The sequence below is a fragment of the Tildeniella sp. genome, assembly GCF_059505325.1.
In genome coordinates, this window is the sequence record NZ_JCACKI010000003.1 from 124,902 (window position 1) to 144,104 (window position 19,203).

Annotated in this window: 15 protein-coding genes; 12 read left to right on the forward strand and 3 right to left on the reverse strand. The window is 47.5% G+C overall.

Annotated features, from left to right (window positions below; translation table 11 throughout):
* Positions 1–32: 32 nt before the first annotated feature.
* The 9 genes from AC5JO6_RS01365 (at position 33) to AC5JO6_RS01405 (ending at position 13,744) form a co-directional block, all read left to right on the forward strand.
* Positions 33–665, forward strand: coding sequence for a hypothetical protein (locus AC5JO6_RS01365; RefSeq protein WP_496079238.1), 633 nt, complete (start codon positions 33–35; stop codon positions 663–665).
* A 25-nt stretch (positions 666–690) separates the two neighbouring features.
* Positions 691–3,936 carry a putative type IV secretion/conjugal transfer ATPase gene (locus tag AC5JO6_RS01370; RefSeq protein WP_496079239.1) on the forward strand — a complete coding sequence of 1,082 codons (3,246 nt, stop codon included), beginning with the start codon at positions 691–693 and terminating at the stop codon, positions 3,934–3,936.
* A 13-nt stretch (positions 3,937–3,949) separates the two neighbouring features.
* Positions 3,950–4,765: a hypothetical protein gene (locus AC5JO6_RS01375; protein ID WP_496079240.1), complete on the forward strand. Its 816-nt coding sequence runs from the start codon at positions 3,950–3,952 to the stop codon at positions 4,763–4,765.
* Positions 4,766–4,820: 55 nt separating this feature from the next.
* Positions 4,821–5,939, forward strand: a complete 1,119-nt coding sequence (locus tag AC5JO6_RS01380) for a hypothetical protein (RefSeq protein ID WP_496079241.1) — start codon at positions 4,821–4,823, stop codon at positions 5,937–5,939.
* Positions 5,940–5,941: 2 nt separating this feature from the next.
* A complete protein-coding gene (locus tag AC5JO6_RS01385) occupies positions 5,942–6,667 on the forward strand; it encodes a hypothetical protein (protein ID WP_496079242.1) in 726 nt (241 codons plus the stop codon).
* Positions 6,668–6,740: 73 nt separating this feature from the next.
* On the forward strand, positions 6,741–8,396 hold the full coding sequence (locus AC5JO6_RS01390) for a hypothetical protein (RefSeq protein ID WP_496079243.1): 1,656 nt from the start codon (positions 6,741–6,743) through the stop codon (positions 8,394–8,396).
* Positions 8,393–9,112: a hypothetical protein gene (locus tag AC5JO6_RS01395; protein WP_496079244.1), complete on the forward strand. Its 720-nt coding sequence runs from the start codon at positions 8,393–8,395 to the stop codon at positions 9,110–9,112. The genes AC5JO6_RS01390 and AC5JO6_RS01395 overlap by 4 nt, the downstream gene beginning before the upstream one ends.
* A 134-nt stretch (positions 9,113–9,246) precedes the next feature.
* Entirely contained in the window at positions 9,247–10,104 is an 858-nt protein-coding gene (locus AC5JO6_RS01400; protein ID WP_496079260.1) for a Hachiman antiphage defense system protein HamA, read from the forward strand.
* Positions 10,097–13,744 (forward strand): DEAD/DEAH box helicase, encoded by a 3,648-nt coding sequence (locus AC5JO6_RS01405; RefSeq protein ID WP_496079245.1) that lies wholly within the window; start codon positions 10,097–10,099, stop codon positions 13,742–13,744. Before AC5JO6_RS01400 ends, AC5JO6_RS01405 begins: the two co-directional genes overlap by 8 nt.
* Positions 13,745–13,788: 44 nt before the next feature.
* On the opposite strand, the gene AC5JO6_RS01410 is transcribed toward AC5JO6_RS01405, so the two are convergent.
* The 3 genes from AC5JO6_RS01410 to AC5JO6_RS01420 are packed head-to-tail and all read right to left on the reverse strand — an operon-like array spanning position 13,789 to position 15,817.
* Positions 13,789–14,478, reverse strand: coding sequence for a hypothetical protein (locus tag AC5JO6_RS01410; RefSeq protein WP_496079246.1), 690 nt, complete (start codon positions 14,476–14,478; stop codon positions 13,789–13,791).
* The gene (locus AC5JO6_RS01415) at positions 14,478–15,020 is read right to left on the reverse strand and encodes a hypothetical protein (protein WP_496079247.1); all 543 of its coding nucleotides are present in this window, start codon (positions 15,018–15,020) and stop codon (positions 14,478–14,480) included. Before AC5JO6_RS01415 ends, AC5JO6_RS01410 begins: the two co-directional genes overlap by 1 nt.
* The gene (locus AC5JO6_RS01420; RefSeq protein ID WP_496079248.1) at positions 15,020–15,817 is read right to left on the reverse strand and encodes a DUF4058 family protein; all 798 of its coding nucleotides are present in this window, start codon (positions 15,815–15,817) and stop codon (positions 15,020–15,022) included. The genes AC5JO6_RS01415 and AC5JO6_RS01420 overlap by 1 nt, the downstream gene beginning before the upstream one ends.
* A 153-nt stretch (positions 15,818–15,970) precedes the next feature.
* Here AC5JO6_RS01420 and AC5JO6_RS01425 point away from each other — a divergent pair, with 153 nt between their 5' ends.
* The 3 genes from AC5JO6_RS01425 (at position 15,971) to AC5JO6_RS01435 (ending at position 19,139) form a co-directional block, all read left to right on the forward strand.
* Positions 15,971–17,077 carry a tyrosine-type recombinase/integrase gene (locus AC5JO6_RS01425; RefSeq protein ID WP_496079249.1) on the forward strand — a complete coding sequence of 369 codons (1,107 nt, stop codon included), beginning with the start codon at positions 15,971–15,973 and terminating at the stop codon, positions 17,075–17,077.
* A 278-nt stretch (positions 17,078–17,355) separates the two neighbouring features.
* Complete coding sequence (locus AC5JO6_RS01430; protein WP_496079250.1) at positions 17,356–18,186, forward strand: ParA family protein; 831 nt, start codon at positions 17,356–17,358, stop codon at positions 18,184–18,186.
* Positions 18,183–19,139: a ParB/RepB/Spo0J family partition protein gene (locus AC5JO6_RS01435; RefSeq protein WP_496079251.1), complete on the forward strand. Its 957-nt coding sequence runs from the start codon at positions 18,183–18,185 to the stop codon at positions 19,137–19,139. The genes AC5JO6_RS01430 and AC5JO6_RS01435 overlap by 4 nt, the downstream gene beginning before the upstream one ends.
* Positions 19,140–19,203: the final 64 nt, after the last annotated feature.

The following is a 19,203-nucleotide window of genomic DNA, read 5'->3' on the forward strand; positions in this document are numbered from 1 at the left end:
TAACGAGCTGGATCAGCATGGATGGAGAACCGATGATGCAAAACATGAAAACTCCCGTTACTAAGTCTCACTTAACTCAACTACGTCGTCGCTCTACTCAACAATGGCGGCATTTCAACCTTACTAAACCTGATTTATTGTTCATTGGGCTTTGTGTTGCTGTTGTGATCTATTTGTTAATCAAAGAGCCGTTGCTCATAACGAGCATGGGTTGTGCCAGTGTGGTATTCCTCAGCTTCTGGCATTTGGTCAAGGCGGTACCTATTCTAGAAAAATACCTGGGTGCCAAAATTCGTTTTTGGCATATTGCCTCCCTCATTATTGCGATCACGGCAGTGCTCAATACCTTTGCTGCACCTGCCCAGGCTATCTTTCTCAGTGGGCTGGAGCAGTTCTTTGTCAAACTGGCGCAGCAAACTTCCCAGTCCGGCGGTGCGACAAATACGCTGGATACCAACGTGGTTGGGTTGATTTTCAACCTGATTCGTGGAGTTTTCTTGTTACTGGTTGCAGCGTCGGCACTATTCGCTTATAACCAGGCACAGCAAGGAAATGACTGGCGACCGATCGTAACCCAAGTAGGACTGGCATTTGCGATCGTCATTGCGATTGATGTGGTCACGTTCATCTTCGTGGGGAATGGAACAGGAACGGCTGGTGGTTGATCTGGCAACGTGAATTGCAAGCATTATGGAACGAGATTTCAATCGAGAATTCATCAAAGTCAATCGAATTTTAGGTAAGCAGGCGAGTATTGGTCCGATTCCAGCCGATCAACTCGGTCCCTGGGTTGCCATTGTTGTTCTTTGTTATGTCATCACAAATGGTTTCTTCAGCCTGGGTCTTGGCTGGTTCTTTGGAGCATCATTCTGGTTGATTGCGAGCTGGTGGATTCTGACCGGGAATCAACCCCATCAGTTTCTCGATCGCTGGCGTAAGCCGCCGGGAACCGATTGGTGTAACGGCAGCAACATCTATGTTTCGCCTATCTCAGAACATAGACCAACCTGGATTCGCAAACGTTATGGGGATGCACGGGTCAACATTCGGCTGAAACCAGTGCAAGTGCCCAATCAGTATGGAGGCAAAAGTACGTTTATGCCATTCCAGAATGAAGTCAATATCTGCTGTATTGCAGAAATCAAAAAAGACGATCGTGAAGTGGCTGCACTGTTGCTAGAGAAAGGTAAATCTCAGTATCAGCTTGTGTTTGGCTTTCGTGTTGCTGGACTGCACGATGTGCTGTACGACAGTGAGGTGAATGCGTTTGCTCATGCCATTGAAGAAGGGATGAAAGAGTTACCGATTGGTGAACGACTTACCTTCTGCACAGGGTGCTCAAGTGATGATGCAGCGCGACAAGAAGAACTGTCTACCCTGGCAGAGGCATGCCAATTAAAACCTGTTTCCGTGCTGACTCGCAATGAGCAATTACGAGTACAGCAACTGACTCAGGGAGGGACGCGGCAGACCTGGCATCAACTTGCTTTTTGTACCTGGACGAGTGATGACGAAGCAGGTACGCAACACAAAGATTTGGTTGGCGGACTGATTGAAAAACTAAGAAAAACAGGTTCCTGGGTAGTCGAGCAGATTACGGGAAATAAGCGGGTTTATCAAGAAGCATTTTTCAAAAAGCTTTTACTACAAGGGTTTCAACAGGGGTTTATGCAATGGGAAGTATTGCTCAATACTAAAGTGGGGCTGGAGGTAACGCCCTGTAGCACAGTAGACCTGTGGCAGTGGCTCTGGAGCCGCTTCAATCAAGGCGTTGCGCCTCCCATCCCGCAGGTCATTACTTTAAAGGAGACAGAAACCGGACAGGAACTGACCGAAACTGTGACGACGGATAAGCATCTGTGTACCTTGCTCATTGAGGGAACTCAGGGGCGTTCTGCTTGCCCGGAGCATCGAGGTGATCACGATCGGCTTTACCTGACGGGACGAGGTAAGGTCTGTGGCGTGATGACGATGACCGATCCACCGATGGGCTGGACGAGTACCAGAGAACATCTCAAGTGGGTTTGGAAAATTCTCTCTTCGAGCTATGTGCATGACACTGAAGCCTGGATTGAGATCAGCCGTGGCAACGACTTTTTTATTCAGGACAACCTGGCACGACAGGCAAAGCAGTCCAAGGCAGCTCGCACTATTGCGGTTACGAAGGGGCAGGGGCGAGATGTCGGAGCTGAAATGAAGCAGGAAGAGTCCTTTGAGGCACAGCGCCGTCTTTATGAGGGTACGAAAGCGCTACACTGTGCGCCAGTCTTTTTGGTTTATCGCAACAGCACTGAGGAGTTGATCCATGCCTGCAATTTGCTGGCGAACAGTTTTGAAACGGCGAAGGTGATTCGAGAGCGCCATATTGCCTGGGAAATCTGGCTCCAGGCATTACCGATTACTTGTAAGCGTCTGCTGCATGGCAATAACTTGAATGAGCGCCGATTGACCCTTGACACACATACAGTGGCAGGCATTATACCCCTGACGATGCCGAAGGATATCGATCGATGCGGTGTAGAGTTTTTAACCGGACGCGGCGGCAAGCCGATCTACATTGACTTGTTTCATTATCAGATTGGACGGGCGCTGATTACCGGAACGTCAGGTTCAGGCAAGAGTGTATTGGGCTGGCGCTTTGCCATGGAAGCTCTGGCAAATAACATTCCAGTGGTCGGGATGGACATTTCCTCCAGTGGTAATAGTACATTCAAAACGGCGATCGAACTCTTAGGCGATCAAGGAGCGTATTACGACATCTCCAACGGTAGCAGCAATCTGCTGGAACCCCCCGATCTACGCCGCTTTGATAAATTGGAGCGCGATCGCCGCATGGAGTCCTGGAAGGACTTTATTCGCCGTGCATTGAGCGCGATCGCCATGGGAAAGATCCATAATCCTCATCTGGCACAACGGGTCGATGCGTTGCTGATCAGAGCGTTGGATGTCTTTCTCCGTGACCCAGAAATCATCACTCGTTACAATCGTGCATTTGAAATGGGTTGGCGATCGCCCGAGTGGCAACAGATCCCAACCTTGCCAGACTTCATCAAGTTCTGTACCCGTGAACGGTTAAATCTCCGCTCGTTTGAGGATCTGGATCGACACTCGCTTAACCAGATTCAGAGCCAGGTGAGCGAGTTGCTGGCTTCACGCTTGGGCAAGGCGATCGCCCGTCCCAGTACTTTCTCACCTGAACCTGCGATTAAGTTCTTTGCCCTCAGCGGTTTGACCAATGAGCAGGATGCCTATCTGATGGCAATCAACGCTCATGCTGCCTGTATCCGCAATGCACTTTCCCATCCGCGCAGTTTATTCATTGGCGATGAGTTATCGGTCTTGCTTCGCAGAGATGGATTTGCCCAGATTGTCGGAGAAACCTGCGCGACGGGGCGTAAAGACGGTATCGCAGTGCTGTTGCTCTCTCAAGATCCAGACACCATTTGTGAGTGTTCGGCAGGTTCGCAAATCATGCAGAACATTAATTACCGAATTACCGGACGCATTACCAGCAGCGGTATCAACTCTTTTCAGCGGTATCTTGGTTACCCCCCTAACATCATCAGTCAGAATGCCACAGAAGCTTTTTGGCCTCGTAGCAGTGATCTCTACTCTTGCTGGTTACTAGAACTGGGTGGTCGGTTCTGGAGGACTCGTTTCTATCCCGGTGAATTGATGCTTGCCAGCGTTGCTAACAATCAGGATGAACGCGAGGCGCGCGATCGGGTAATGGCACAGTATTCTCTCACGCCCAAAGGTCGATTGATGGGTTTGAAAGCGTTTGCAGATGAATATATTCCAGCATTGCGGGAAGGTAAAGGGTTCAGTCATATCGGGCAGGGTTTATCTGTAGAGAAATCAGGGCGATCGCTCCAACAGGAGGATGATCCCAGTGATCCGGCTGAACACGATCAACGCTCACTTATTGCACGTTAAGGAGATATAAACTATGCGACTCAAGTGGATGACAATTCGACTCATGATGCTGTTTCTAGTCGTGGGTGCTGGATCTGTGAATAGTCCGGCATTTGCACGTACTCAAGACACAGGTAGAGACCCGGTTGAGGCAGCAATTCGTAATCAGGTAAATGGCAGCAATGTCTACGTATCGAATACGGGCAATCAAATCAATGATTTCTTGGGAGATGTGCAAAACTTTGTGCAAAACGATTTACTGAGTCCGGTTAACAATTTAATTCACTCGACTCTGGGTGCGTTTCAGGTTCCAGATCTATCTCAGCTCTGGAGTCAAATTATGGGTGGTTCAGCCAGCCGTGATCCAGGTGCGGTTCTGTCTGAGACTTTAGAGAATAAGACTAGTGGGCGCAGTTCTTACGGTATTCGCGAGGATCTGAGCAAATATGCTGCTAGAGCCACGGCTACAGGAGTAGCGGCTCAGTCCACCTTGAGTCAGGCAGCACAAACCCAGATGGCTCAAGTACGGCAATCAACGCAGCAGAATACGCAGGAAAGTGTGCGTTTGGGTGAGGAATCCCAGGGTTTGGACGTAACTCAACGGATTATGCAAAACCTTTCCCAACAGACAGCACTTAACAGTCAGGTGAATGAGCGGGTGCTGCAAGAGGCACAGCAAGCGCGAGTTGATCGGGCGATCGGCAATACATTGTCGGCTCAAACTGCCCGTGAACTATCAGCGATTACCACTGCCGATCGCCGCAAAAATATTTCCGCAGGCAATGCGGCCAGTCAGCAAGGTGGTTTGTTGATGATGCCGGGTGGAGTGACGCTGGGTTCCGATCAATAGTCCAACTCGAAACAATCGTGATGTCTTTAATGGTTTGATTTGACGGCTAATGCTCATGATGCACCTGATTGCTCAATCCTTTCCAACCACAGGCGGAGAATCCGATGCCCTGGACATTATCACCAGTTCGCTGGAGTTGTCCCGTGCCACGGTGGAGTCCTGGAATACGGTCTGGCTAGTAACGCTAGACCCGCTTGCGTCTGGACTCTGGATTGGGCTGATCCAATTGGGCATTACCCTGGGAGCTGCCAGCATTCTGTTTATTGCGATGACTACGGGTAAAGACATTATCGATAAGCAGTCCTGGTCAGAGCTAGCTTCAATCTTCGTCTGGCCGTTGGTGATTATGATTTTTTTAGGTGCGAATGGCAATGTTCTAGCGGGCACGATCAAGTTTATTCGAGGCTTTTCTTACACGCAGGTGCAAAATGTATTGCAACTTCAGGTCGGTGAACTGACCTTTCGAGATGCGATTTCCAATGTGACGATCACGGGTATTGCTAAACAACAGCTTGAAAGTCTTTATAGCGAATGTCAGGGTAAAGTTGGCACTGAACTGGTGGAATGCTGGAACTCGAAGCAAGAGCAGGCGCAAGCGATCGTGGCTGAAGCAGAACGACAAGCGCGATCGCCCCTGGAGCCGTTACGTGCCTTTGGTCAGGCGTTGTGGAATGCGTCATTGCCCGGTCAAATTAGCACAGCCGTGCGCTTAACAACTGACCCTGGTAGCGTCTTCCGAGATACTGCGATTCCCATCATCCGGTTTATTCTCTACGCTTTGCAATGGGGATTTGTCAATATTTTGGAAGCGGCACTGTTGCTAACGGCGCTGTTTGCACCCATCGCGATCGGACTCTCACTCTTACCGCTGCAAGGTCGTCCGATCTGGGCATGGCTCACTGGATTCATCACTCTGTTCGGGATTCAACTGGGCTACAACATTGTGGTTGGCTTAACCGCCGTTGTGCTGGTTAAGTCTGGAGCAGAGTTGGTGTCGGATGTGGCATTTCTCTTTTTTCTCAGCATCTTTGCACCGGGACTAGCGGTTCTGGTCGCGGGTGGTGGTGGCTTTGCGCTTTACAACGGCATTTCATCCAATGTGAAAAGTTTGATCGACATTTTCAGTAATGCGATCGGTACAGTCACCAGCATTGCTCTGATACGACGGGGGTAGCGATGCAGATTAAACGACTTCAAGCTCCACTCTTACCCGAGGCAAAAAACTTGCTGGCAGTGTGTTTTATCTGTCTGACTGTCTTCAACAGCTTGATTTTTGTCTTAACGCTATTCACTGCCTTTCGAGTGAACCGCATTGCCGAACAGAAGACAACCTTTGCTCAGTTGGTGAATGGTGAAACGATTTATGTCTCGGAGCAAGAGCGTCACTGGCGCTATCCATCGGTGATCCAGAAAGTCGTCAGTGATTGGACGACCCTAACCTTCAACTGGGATGAAAAGATTCCTGGCACGAATGAAGCCGATCAGGGGATTCGAGTTGGCAATAACAAACGGATGCCGACCAACGCCTGGTTTGCTTCTCTGCTGCTGGAATCGGAGTTTGCCAAAGCGTCTCTGCCCAAGGTTGCGGAACTGGTTCCTCCGGCGCTTTTTTCGGGGCAGATTCGGAGCACGACGATTGTTTCCTACCTATCGGAACCGAGAGAAATTAGACCCGGCGAATGGGAAGTGGATCTGGTGGCGACGCGGGTGCTGATTGATCGCACGACGGGTAAAGATGAACGAATTCCTTTCAATCGCACGTTTACGTTGCAGGCGGTTGAAGTGCCGCGATCGCCCCTCGGAGCCGATGCACCGCTGGTAGAACGCAAAATCTACGAAATGCGTGCTGCGGGATTGCAAATCACCCGCATTGTTGAGTTTAACCCCCAAAGGCAGCGGTAGTGCAGTGAGGATACGAATGACAAATGTGCAACAACGATTGGAACCCCATAAATTTGATCAAGTCTCTGAGCCAATGTCAACCATGACGCATGACCGCAACGGGAACGGAAAAACTTCTGTAACAGCAGTCCCTCCTGATGTGTCGGATACTGATGATCTGACTCTTGAGGAAGAGCAACAGCTAGCGGGCTTTAATCCTGCAACGCCTCAGCTAATTTCAGAAGCATATCGGCTCCAGCAAGATCAGGAAAGGGCGGTTGAGCGTCCGCTGGCAGAGCGCGCCAGTATCCGGCTGGGTTCGGTGGTGGCAGTGGTCGGAACAGCTATGGGAGCCGGAGCGGTTGTATGGTTTGGCTTCCTCCAGCCGCGAACACCAGCCCGACCGGTCACGCCGTCGCTTGCCCCTACACCAGCCGCACCCCCAACCTTTGATGAGACTGCCGAACTAAAAAGTCGGCTGGCTTTTCAGGATCAAAAGCAGCAGCTTCAGCCTGAACCTGTTACGAGACCGCGTGTAACAAAACCACCACGACCGCCAACGCTGAAGTCAATCCCGCCTGCTCGCACTCCGGTTGCCGTAGCATCCCCTGCACCTGTCTTTCGACCAGAGCCAGTGGTGGTTCGTGCGCCCATTGCGCCCCCTGAAAGGATTCAACCTGTGGAACGCATCGATCCGTTTCAGCACTGGGCACAACTGGCAAAGGTCGGACAAGAACGTGTGAATCCTCGCACTCCGGAGCGTTCGGAGACAGCGTTCAGTCAGCTAGCTGGTGAGCCTTCTGAGCCTTCGAGCACGGCTTCCAGTCAAGTCCCTGAGGCTCAGTCCAATCCTGTTGCAGCAGCGACACAGCAGAACACCGTGATTCCAGTTGTTTCGATTGGTGCAACCAAGCCAGAAACAGCAGAGGCAATGCCGGAGTCCTCTACAAGCAGGCTGCCCAATGCTGACGTGATCCCTGAAGAAACGTCTGCTGAGGCTATGAGTCCTGGTATGGTTGGCATTCTGAACCGAACTCCAGTCGGCTCACTGGATCAGCGTGCGAGCGGCTTGAAGGAGGTGGCGATCGCCACTGCCACCAAAGCTAAAGTTACGCTGCCGATGCTTTGGGATGAGGGTAGTCAGCATTCAACGGCTGGTCAAGCGCCTGTCGATCATCGCTTTGCGGTGGAATTGACTGAGGCGATGCAAGCGACAGATGGCACGGTGGCGTTACCTGCGGGTACGGTTCTAGTTGTTCGTACCAGTACTGTGGAGCAGGGTAATCATTTAGTGTCAGCCAGCGTCATCGCCATTGTCTATCGCGATCGCACGGGTCAGATCCGTCAGCAAGCCTTACCGCCCGATAGCCTTCAGATTCGAGGACAAGACAATCGCCCACTGATCGCCCAAAAGCTCAATGATGTGGGACCCGAAATTGCTCGCCAGGATGTATTGACTGGGTTGCTCAGTAGCTTGGGTCGGGTGGGAAGCATCGTGAATCAGCCGCGCACCCAGTCCAGTGCGGTCATATCAGGAGGGAGCTTGAACCAGAGTGTAAGTACGACCAGTGCAGAACCTCAGCTTTGGGCGGCGGCAGTGGAGGGCTTCTTCAATCCTATTATGGAGCGGATGTCCAGTCGTTCTGAGCAAACGAGGCAAGAGCTCTTGCAGCGATCCAACGTGGTGTTTATTCCTGAAGGAACCGAAGTTTCTGTGGTGGTCAATAGCTTTTTGAGGGTAGACCGATGAGACGATTGCCTGCTCTGACCTTAGTCAGCACAGCCTTATTGATTGGTTTTGGGGTGCCTGCTCAGGCACAAACGTCAGCCTACCAGGTCATCGATCGCAACAGAGCGACGACCAGTGCGGTTCAAGTTCAAGTTGCTCCTGGACGGGCAACCTCAATTAGTTTTAGCCAGACTGATGAAACGATCGCCTATATTTTGCTGGCAGATGCCTCGCGAGTAGTCTACAGCACGGATGCTGAGTTAGAGACTGGGCGGGCAAAGACTATTTTCTTGAGAGTGATTCAACCACTTCGCTTTCCAGGAGCAACCACTACGCCTGTAACCAACCTGATGGTGCAAACAGCAGATGCTAGAGGGCAGAATCGGCTCTACACGTTTGATATTATTCACAGCAGTAATCCGCGTTATGTCGGTGTTCAGATTTTGCCTGCGATCGCCCGTTCTCAACCATCTCCCGTTGTTAACAACCTCAACATAACTCCTGACAGAATTGAAACCGGGTTAAGCATTGCCATTCTGCGAGGTTACACGTCGATCGATGATCCTGTTGTTGCCAAAGTCCGACAGCTTTTGGAACTGATGCGAACTGAAAATATGACAATTTCGGAGGCAGCCCACTCAGTTGGCGTACCATTAGCAGTACTTTTAGAACTGGGACGGTTTGTCCAAGAAGAGAGGGTTTTACTCATTCAGTCGGTCCATAGCCGCAGAATGTAGTGTCAAAATCATCCGAAAAGTGTATTGATTTGTATAAAACTACACATTTAATATCTAGCTCAGGGTGATCGCACTTCTGGCAGCGGCAGAGTTGGAAAGGCTATATTGTCCTAAGCCTTCTAGGTTTCTTGGAGATGCGCTTGCTCAGCAGTTGGTTTAACGTTGATAAAAGAGATCCTTGCTCTTACAAATTTGTCGTTGAGGACATTACGGAGATCAACCAACCGAATTTAGCAGATCCTGATGACCCTATTCTCGATGGATTTGCGAATTCTCTTCTAACTGCTCATGCAGATCCTGTCATGATACGAGAGGAATGCAATATACTTCTGGAGGATCTAGATAATTTAAACTTATCTATTATTAAAAATTATATCGAGGAACAAGTGCTACCCGTATCCGCTAGTGGTGTCAGAGGTGTAGCTAGAATTGGCAATTTTGGTGAGATATTATCATCCTATCTTCTAATGACTTTTCAAGGATTCTCGTTACCAATCTACAAGCTAAGGTATCGAGAGAAGCAGTCCTGGGCTATGAAACTGACTGATCTTTGTCTCATTAATAGAGACGAATCATTGAGTAAGCCCTTAGTCTGTTATGGCGAGGTCAAGACTAAATCTGCAAAAAACTGTGATACCAATATTGGTATTGAAGGTCACGACAGCTTAATTAAAGATGATGCATTAGAAGATCCAGAAATCCTCAAATTCTTTTGCACAATTCTGTATAGCAGTCAGCAGTATGAGGAAGCTGATTTTTTCTCAAGACTGAGACTTGGTAAAATTGAGTATGAAAAACAATACAACCTATTTCTAGTACATGAAAAAACAACTTGGAGAGATGAAATTCTGGATAAGCTTGATGCTCATCCATTAGATGGTCGCCTAGCAAATTTTTGTGTCAGTGTAGTACTCATTCAGCAACTGAGAGAAGTTATTGATGAGTCCTATACGCGGGCTTGGAAGGGGGTTGAAGCGATTCTTAATGGATAAGCAAACGTTTTTAGAAAACACCTCCAATAGCCTTGATGAGTTAAGCACGGATTCAATTTTTAGGAACAACTTATCTCAAGTTCGAGCACGGGCGATTCAACAAGAGTTTGTCCCCGAACAATCTACCACTCAATTTACTTTTGATGCCAAACAAATTTGGCAATCTTGTGAATATCTATTTTCAGAAAGTATATTGCTACTGAACGAAAGATTTGGGGATAGAACTAGTTTATTGCAAAACATTAAAACTGCTGCTCAAGCTTTTGAATTCCTTGCCAAATTTGCCGAATTAAAGGATCAAGAGATTTTACTATTAAATGCAGCAATTTGTTATAACATTGCCGGATATCAGGCAAATGCATTCTGTATTAGTAAGCTTGTTGAAACTAGGTTCTTGAATTTGCAGCAGAATCCGCCATCAGGCGAGGGAGGAGTAGATGCTGAATTGGTAAAATTTTTTAGGCAAGCCTTGATCAAGTTTTTGCGCCGAGAGGTTAAGCAGATTCAAGAGATTTCAAATCGTGCGCTTGTTCGGATTAGTGCTAGCCAAACTGCTATTACTCAACAGGCGGAGGAAGCAGGATTTCCACTCAATGATGTTTTTGCTCTAGCTGCTCATGCTTTTTTCCATCGATCCTTGGGGGATTTTTCTCAATATTGCCTTAATGGTAATTTTGAACTTCTTGATACTTGCAAAGAAAAATTTCAGAAAAGCCAAAAAAACTTTGTTAAAGCAGGTGACGCAACACTGGGAGTAATCGTTTCAGAACTCGCAGCAAGTCTTGACTTATTCCGTGAACGCTCCACATGGAATAGCGTACATGAGTACGCGGGTGGTTTATTGCAAGATCCGGTGTGGCGTTTCTACCTTAGAAATCTTGCTCTAGAGAAATCGATCGTTGAATTTTGGTCATCTCAACTGAAAGCTATTCAAAATCACTTACTCACAAGTGATGATAGTTTTGTGGTACAAATGCCGACTAGTGCTGGTAAGACATTCATTGCTGAGTTAGCCATTTTAGCAGCCTTGACTAGCCGTCCTGAATCTCGATGCCTTTATATCGCTCCATATCGTGCATTAGTCAACGAGATTCAAAGCCATCTATCAAATGTACTCGGTAAAATTGGCTATCGAGTATCTACTCTTATTGGCGGGTTTGAGTTTGATACATTCCAAAATTTTCTGTTAACTCAAGCTCATGTTCTTGTAACTACGCCTGAAAAGGTAGAGCTACTATTAAGAACTAAACCAGATTACTTTGAGGGTTTAGCCACAATTATTGTGGATGAAGGACACATGATTGATGAAGGAATTCCTTCATCTGAAGAGATAGCTGAAGGGAAAACACTCTTAGAAGAACTACATGAACAAGAAACGCTTGGCAGAGGAGTTCTTCTTGAGTTATTAATGACACGGCTTAAGGCTAAACTTCCGCAGAGCCGATTTATTTTTCTATCTGCGGTTATGCCCGAGGTCAATGCCGAAGATTTTGTGAGCTGGTTATGTAATAGACCGCAAGAACCATTACGAATTAGGCCGTCTGAACGTCCTTCACGTCAAGTTATTGCAAAGTTTGAATGGCGTTCAGCTAGCAATGGTGAAATTCAATATCTCAATTTACCTTCACTAACGGGCGGACGCCAACCTTGGGTTCCAAATTTTATTCAGCAAAAGCAATATAATACAGGTGAACGAACTCCGACTGGAAGACAACAGAGAAAAAGTTGGCCAGCAAATATCAAGAATAAAAGTCAGACTACAGCAATGCTTGCTGCGAGACTCGCTAAAACTGGACCTGTTCTCGTCTTTTGTGCCCAGACTAATGATGCTCGAAATGTTTTGAATAATCTTGTGACAACACTCAAATATCTTGAAGCCTCTGGTGAACTTCCTAGTGCTGATTTTCAGTATGTAGCTCAGCCCAACTTAGCCTCCTATCATGAAGCGAACGAATGGTTAGGAGAAGATCATCCTTTAACTCAAGCCCTTCATTACCGTGTGGGTCTACACTACGGTCCATTGCCAGATGCAGTGAGACAAGCGATCGAAGAAGAATTTAGAGAAAATCGTTTGGGGATTTTAGTCAGCACCAATACGTTAGGGCAGGGAGTCAACTTGCCTGTTAAGACAGTAGTCATTCATAGCCTAGAGCGGCGATGGGTTGAATCTATGAATGATGGTGAATCCATTAACCGCACTAGTAAACTGAGGAAGCGAGACTTTTGGAATATTTGTGGTCGTGCAGGTCGTGCAGGAAAAGAGACTGAGGGACAAGTCGTATTTGTAAAAATTACTCCGAATGATGAGGCATTGATTCGAGAGTATCAAGATCAAGCCAATCTTGAAGAGGTAGATAGTGCTCTCTTTAAACTGCTTCAGGCTTTAGTTGAGCATCGAATTAGTCAAACTGATCTCATTGGTTACCTTGACTCACATATCCTAGCTTTGCTTGCTGAGGAAGTGGTTGATACTCAGGATGAGCCTAGTATCTCAAGATTTCTCGAAAACAGCCTAGTCGGAGTTCAAACAACTCGTAGAAATGTAGATCGTGCTCCCTTAACTTCAACGATTAGAACCGTTTCAACCTGGATCACTAATCAAGTTGAAGATGGAGAACTTAGAAAAGTGTTTGCTGCTACTGGATTAAGAGTAACCAGTTGTCAGTTCATTGAGGCGAGTGTCAATCAGTTTCTTGAGCAACTTAGCTCAGAGTTGCAGACTGTGGTTGACAACCCGTTACATAACAGCGAAACCTTTGTTCAATCAGCTTTTTTAGCTTGCCAAAATTTACCGGAGATGAAGTTACTGGATACGATTGATTATTGTGGACCTGAAAATGAATTTTCTCTTGTGGCAAGATGGATAAGTGGTGAATCAATTCGAGAACTACGAACTAATTTTTGGAATCCAACTGAAGGAGAATCATTCAGCCGTTATTTGGCAGATAGGCTCACGTATAAACTTCCTTGGGGGATAAACGGATTTCTTGGTATTTTGGCATTTAAGTTGCAGCGACAATATAGCGATCTGCCAATTTCATGGCAACATCTCCCTTCAATGATAAAATTTGGTGTCGATAACATCATTGCATGTTGGGCTAGTAGCCTTGGTATCACCTCTAGAAACTCTGCATTACAACTAGCACAGGTATATTCATCTGAATATTCTCCCCAAACCTCAGATTATGGCGACTTTATTAGGTGGATTGTTAATTTGCCGAATGATTATATTTTCAACGAGCTAAATATTTCCACATTTGAGCGTAGTAGTTTGTTGAAGGTTAGAAATGGAATTGTTATTGGGGATGAAAGTTTGCAATTTATACGGGAGGAAGCACAAGTGCTTGAATCTCCGGTTCGGGGAATTCCTTACATGGATAGCCGAATCGTCGTGGCAACAAGAGTAAGAGAAGGAGACTCTTTAACCTTAGAAGCAGAACTCGATAACCCTTATGATCCCAATGCTGTGCGTGTTTCCTTTGAAGGGCAACAAATTGGATACGTTCAGAGAGAAAAGGCAGTCATTATTTCAAGGGAATTACAACTTGGTAAACAGATTACAGCCCGTGCAAGCCATGTGAGACTAATCGATCAAATCAATAGTTATCCTTCAATTGAAATGCTGATTAGAATTGCATAGAAAAAGCTGCACCAAATAACAACTGTACAGCACTGATCCGGCATTCAATAGTTGCTGTCAACCCAAATACTTTGGTTGCTATAAAAGTCTCCTCGCTGCCTTAAGCTGAAGTTGCCTAATAGCAACCCCAGCCAAACTTCGACAATTGACAATTTGAGCATTTGTTGAAGTTCTAAAAATCGAATTGGTGATTTGGTTTGGTCAAGATAGTTCGCGATCGCCTTCGACCACTCCTCTACATTTTCTCCATGTGCTAGATCCTGAATCTGCTCCGCCATCTCTAGCTCATCGAGTGGTTGCGCTGCTGTCATTTGGTCTACCCAATCCAACAACGCATTCTTATCTACTTCTCCGACGATCGAACCCTCTTCCTGAGATGATGTTTTCTTGCGGTTGGCAGGGTACTGAATCGGCTCTGGTTCTTCAAACAGATCCGATACATCCAGCGTTAAAGATTGGACGAACAGATCGACACAGTCCTCTAGATTTACCACTGGCTCAGCCGGGTTATGCCGACGCTCCCACCCGGAAATCAAGAGATTTGCCCGCGCGGCATGGACCTCTGAGAGCTGCACTAACACATCTCCTGCGACGGTCAACTGTTCTGCCAGAGACTGGTCAGATAGGGTTTGCTCTAGCGCGTCACAGAGCGATCGCAGATCCGCCGTCTCTGGAAACCGAGAGGCTTTCTCCAGGGATTGCCAGAGGTCAAGCTCTAACTGCTGCACTTCCATTACAGCCTAACCTCTGGATAGAGTGGGCAGGGGCGAATCGGGCAGTTATGGGGATGGAGTTCAACGGAGGAACGAAAGCGTTCTACCTTCATACCACTGTGCTGCGAAAACACATCTAGAATCCGAACCAGCAGTGTTTTGACCTGCAATTCGGTCAGTCCCAGGCAGTGAACGGGTTCAACTTTGGCAACCCGATCGTTCCCCATCCAGAGTTCTGCGCCCAGGGCGTGCAGCGGTGAATCCTTGGTCATGCGATACCAGTGAACGACAGCGGCAGGAACGGCCGGAGCCATTACGTCTAGTGTCGCCACTCGTACAACCCCAGAAACACCCGGTTCTGATGATAAAGGTTCAGTTAGCTGTCCGCGTCGTCGTTGTTTGCGGACATGGTTCCGGACTCCCCGGTGGCGATAGTAGGAACGGCGATTATGGCAAACCTTTGGATTCCAGCATCCGTCTCCATCTGATCCATGACGCTGTTGCGCTTCCTGGGAGTTAAGCTTGGAGCACAGCCGACATTTTTCTTGATCGGGACGTGCCATCACGCACCTCGCAGGGGGGCAAGTAACGCATCGACCCACTGCTGATCCGCCTCAGATAATCTAGGCGGGGGGACGGGCTGATGATAATCAATGCGGACGTGGTAGCTGCCGCGATCATAAACACCCTGCACAATTGCCTGTAATTCTACCAACGGTTCCTCATCTTCGAGTCTTAGCGGCAGCGGCACACTGGGAATGGGTTCACGCAAGTCAAAGTCATACAGGTCAGCTTGAGGACGTTGTGAACGACGACTCACAATGAGGCGATAGTCACTCAGCTGCACCTCTCCTATCATCGTCATTGGGATGCCAGCCCGGATCAGATCAATTTCAACTAGATTGGAGAGACTGCCCAGAATTCGCCTGCGCTTGTTTTCATAAGCCGTTCTGCCTTTTCCCTTCTGCTTGTTTTTGGGTGACAGCACCTCAATCACTGTAATGACCGTATCTGTGCCGACTTCGCGAACTTCGAGATAGCGCTCTTTAATGGTCGTTGGCTGGGGCAAGAAAATGGAGCGGGGTCGCTTCTGAGTTAACGTTGCACCCGATTCAACTCGCAACGGCTCCACTTGATCGATTGACCGAGCAGCTAAGACAGCGGTATTGGGAATACCCACAAGGATTTCTTCGGGTTCTTCTTGATCCTGGTAGGTGCGAGTCTCAACCTCAATGTAACAGTTGGGGCGCAGTTGGGGCGCTACCGTATCCGCGATCGCCACCATCAGTCGGGTGTGAAACGACGACCAGAAGGTTGGCTGTTCCAGATAGGGATTCATGCCAGGGAAGGGCGACGGCATCCGTGAAATTCCCGCAGTGCAAGGATTTTCATTCAGTATACCCTAACCCCGCCGAACGTAGTCGTAGTTTAGTCGTATAGAAGATATTGTCTAGATATTTTACTTAAAATGTCTTAAACTCAAAGTGATAACCTCTGTTGTATGGCGATTGTCATGTTTTCTGGTTCAGAAGGGCTACCCTCCATCCGTCTAGTTTCTTCTCAGACTTCAGTTCCAACTCGTTCAACGGAACTCACGGATCTGCGTTGGTTGCGAGTAGAGGAGTTCTTTCAAGCGCGATCGCTGGCTGACAACACTCAGAAAGCCTATAGACGGGAATTGAAGCGGTTTTTAGCTTGGACCGATCGCGCCTGGTCTGATCTCACTCCTCGCCAGATTGCCCAGTTCAAAGCTTATTTGCAGGGGAAAAACCTTTCTCCCAACTCTATTAATCGAGCCTTGACGGCTCTAATGAGTTTCTTTGCTTGGTTTCTAGCGGCTTACCCGGAGCAAATTGCCCATGATCCCACTACAGCAGTAGAGATGGAGCGGGTTCCTTTGCCCCCAGCCAGGGATTTATCAGAAATCGAGATAGCGGCGCTGTACCTGGCATTGGAGGAACGAGAGGACGCGGAGGTGCGCGATCGGGCTTTATTTGCGGTTCTCAGTCATGGCTTGCGGGCGGAAGAGGTCGTGAATTTGAATGTAGAAGACTACGATGGTGTCCGGTTGACGATTCGAGAAGCTAAGGATGACAGTACGGGGAGAGTCCCGCTCAGTCGTCAAGCGCGAGAGCAGTTGAACACGTATTTAGTTCAACGTCGCTCTGAGGAGGGTGATTTGCTGCCTGATAGCCCTCTGTTTTTGTCCATTGGGCGGAACCGGGCGGGTCAGCGATTGGGATACCAAGGGTTATATTACGCAGTTAAAGCTTTGGGTAAAATTGCAGCAGAGCAGGCTCAATTGGCATTAGAGCGGCGGCAAAGAATTGAGCAAGGAGAGCTAGAAACTGATCCACAGGATAGATGGGGACAGTTCAATGAGGCAGAACTTAAACAAATCCTGACTTTGCTAAATGTTCATCCTCACCAGTTACGCCACACGTTTGCGACTGGCTTGCTCTTACGGGGGGTTGAAAGCCTTCATGCTCGGACACTGACCCGTCATAAATCAGAAGCAAGTTTTAAGCGATATGCAAAACGAGCGCTTAGTGCGGCGGCCGAACGGGCTTTTTATCAATCGATTGGTGAAGAGCCTCCCCAAAACAGTGAGTTGAAATGAGACGAATTTCAAAGATGGATGCTCAATTAAGCTGGTCTTGATACATACTATTTATCAGGCATATTTGGTCTGACTAATCCCGAAGAGGTTTTTTGGCCACTGTTCTCAGTCCTGCGTACAGGTTTGTAGTGAACCTGGCTTCGCTTAAAGTTTTGTTGCTATTTTTGATGATCCCCATGTTAAGGGACGTTTCAGGATTGTTCAAAAGTGTGTTTTGCAGTTGAACCACAACGTTGTGGTTCAAAAATTGACTTACTCTAATACTTGGAAAAACTTGAATGAGTCGGATTATTGCTTTGTTTAATCAGGCTGGTGGGGTTGGCAAGACCTCTCTTGTCAATCAACTTGGATACATGATTGCTTGTTGTAAGCGGTTGGATATGAAGACTAAAAAACGGAGTAAGAAGAAGGGAGATTACTATCAAGTCCTTGTAGTAGATATGGACCCTCAGGCTTCCCTCACAATATTTATGGGTCTTGATCCTTACGAATTAGAAAAAACGATATACCACGCGATTCTGCACGACGAGCCGTTACCCATTCATAAGGGAATTTATGCTCAGACTCAGAAAGAAGATGGCACACCGGGTGTTGATTTGGTTCCAGCTAACTTGGGGCTTGCTTTAGCAGAGCGTGAATTGATGTCAGCCATGATGAGTGACTTTCGCTTGAGAGAGGCACTATTGCCCGTTCAAGAGCAGTATGATTTCATTTTGATCGACTGCCCTCCGAGTTTAGGTAACTTGGCTTATATTTCGTTAGTTGCAGCAACTCATGTATTAGTACCAATTCAGTCCCAATACAAAGCGTTTAATGGGGTGCAACAGTTATTTGACACCATTAAACTGGTGCGGGCGCGTCCAAACCGAGATCTTGCGATCGCTGGATTTATACCAACCATGTATGATCAGCGAAATTCTCATGATGAGCGGACATTGGCAGCGATCCAAGAACAGCTTTCAGCAGTTGCGACAGTTTACCCCCCGATCGCACGGTCTACAATCTTTGCAGATGCTTCAGAAGAGCATCTGCCCTTAGCACTTTATGATAGAAAACACCCTGCGCTTAAAACGATGAATCAGATTATTGAAGGGCTGGAGCTTCTATGACACAATCCAAAGCTTCTAAAAAAGATAAACCCTACGGGGGAAGTATTGATTTAACTAGGCTATTCGGTTCCAGTACTGAAGAATTGGCTCAGCCGGAGCCTAGTGAGACTAAGAATTTTTTGCCGATTGCTCAGATTCATCGTAAACCTGAGCAGGTCAGACGCTACTTTGATCCTCAGAAAATGGAGCAGCTTACTGCTTCTGTACGGGAGTACGGCATTTTAGAGAATCTGCTGGTTCGTCCTATGCCAGGGGAACTTGGAGAGTATGAGCTAGTTGCGGGAGAGCGACGTTACAGAGCGGCTCAGGGAGCGGGTTTAGCAGAGGTCCCTGCCACTATTCTTGAGTTAAGTGATCAGCAAGCACTTCAACTCACGCTGGTCGAGAACTTGCAACGGGAGGATTTAAACCCAGTTGAGGAAACGGAAGGGATCTTACAACTACTAGCGATTCGACTAGAGTTATCTGTTCAGGAAGCGGTGTCTCTTCTGTATCGGATGCAGAATGAGTCAACCCGAAATCTGAACCACAACGTTGTGGTTCAGGAAGAAGAGGTTGTAGAAGAAGTATTTAATGCTCTTGGAAGAATGAGTTGGCAGTCGTTTGTGAAACATCGCTTGCCTTTACGGAACCTGCCTGAAGAAGTGCTTGAGGCACTCCAGCAAGGAAAAATTGAGTATACCAAGGCGCAAACTATTTCACGGGTTAAGGATGAAGGGCAGCGTCAAGAGCTGCTTCAGGCTACGATTGCTCAGAATCTCTCGATCCGGGATATTCGCGATCGCATCAAACAACTTTCTCAATCACAGAATCCTAGCCTTAAGCATTTAGAGTATTTAAAGCGGTTCAATGCGGTGAGTCGCCAACTTAAAAAAACGAGTGCTTGGGACGATCAACGAAAACTCGAACGTTTGGAAGCCTTGTTGAAAGAGATGGAAGGATTGATCTTGTAAGAATTCTTTGGATTACGCTTCGTTGTCTAAAAATTATCTTTTTCCAGTTTGAATCTTGATAGAA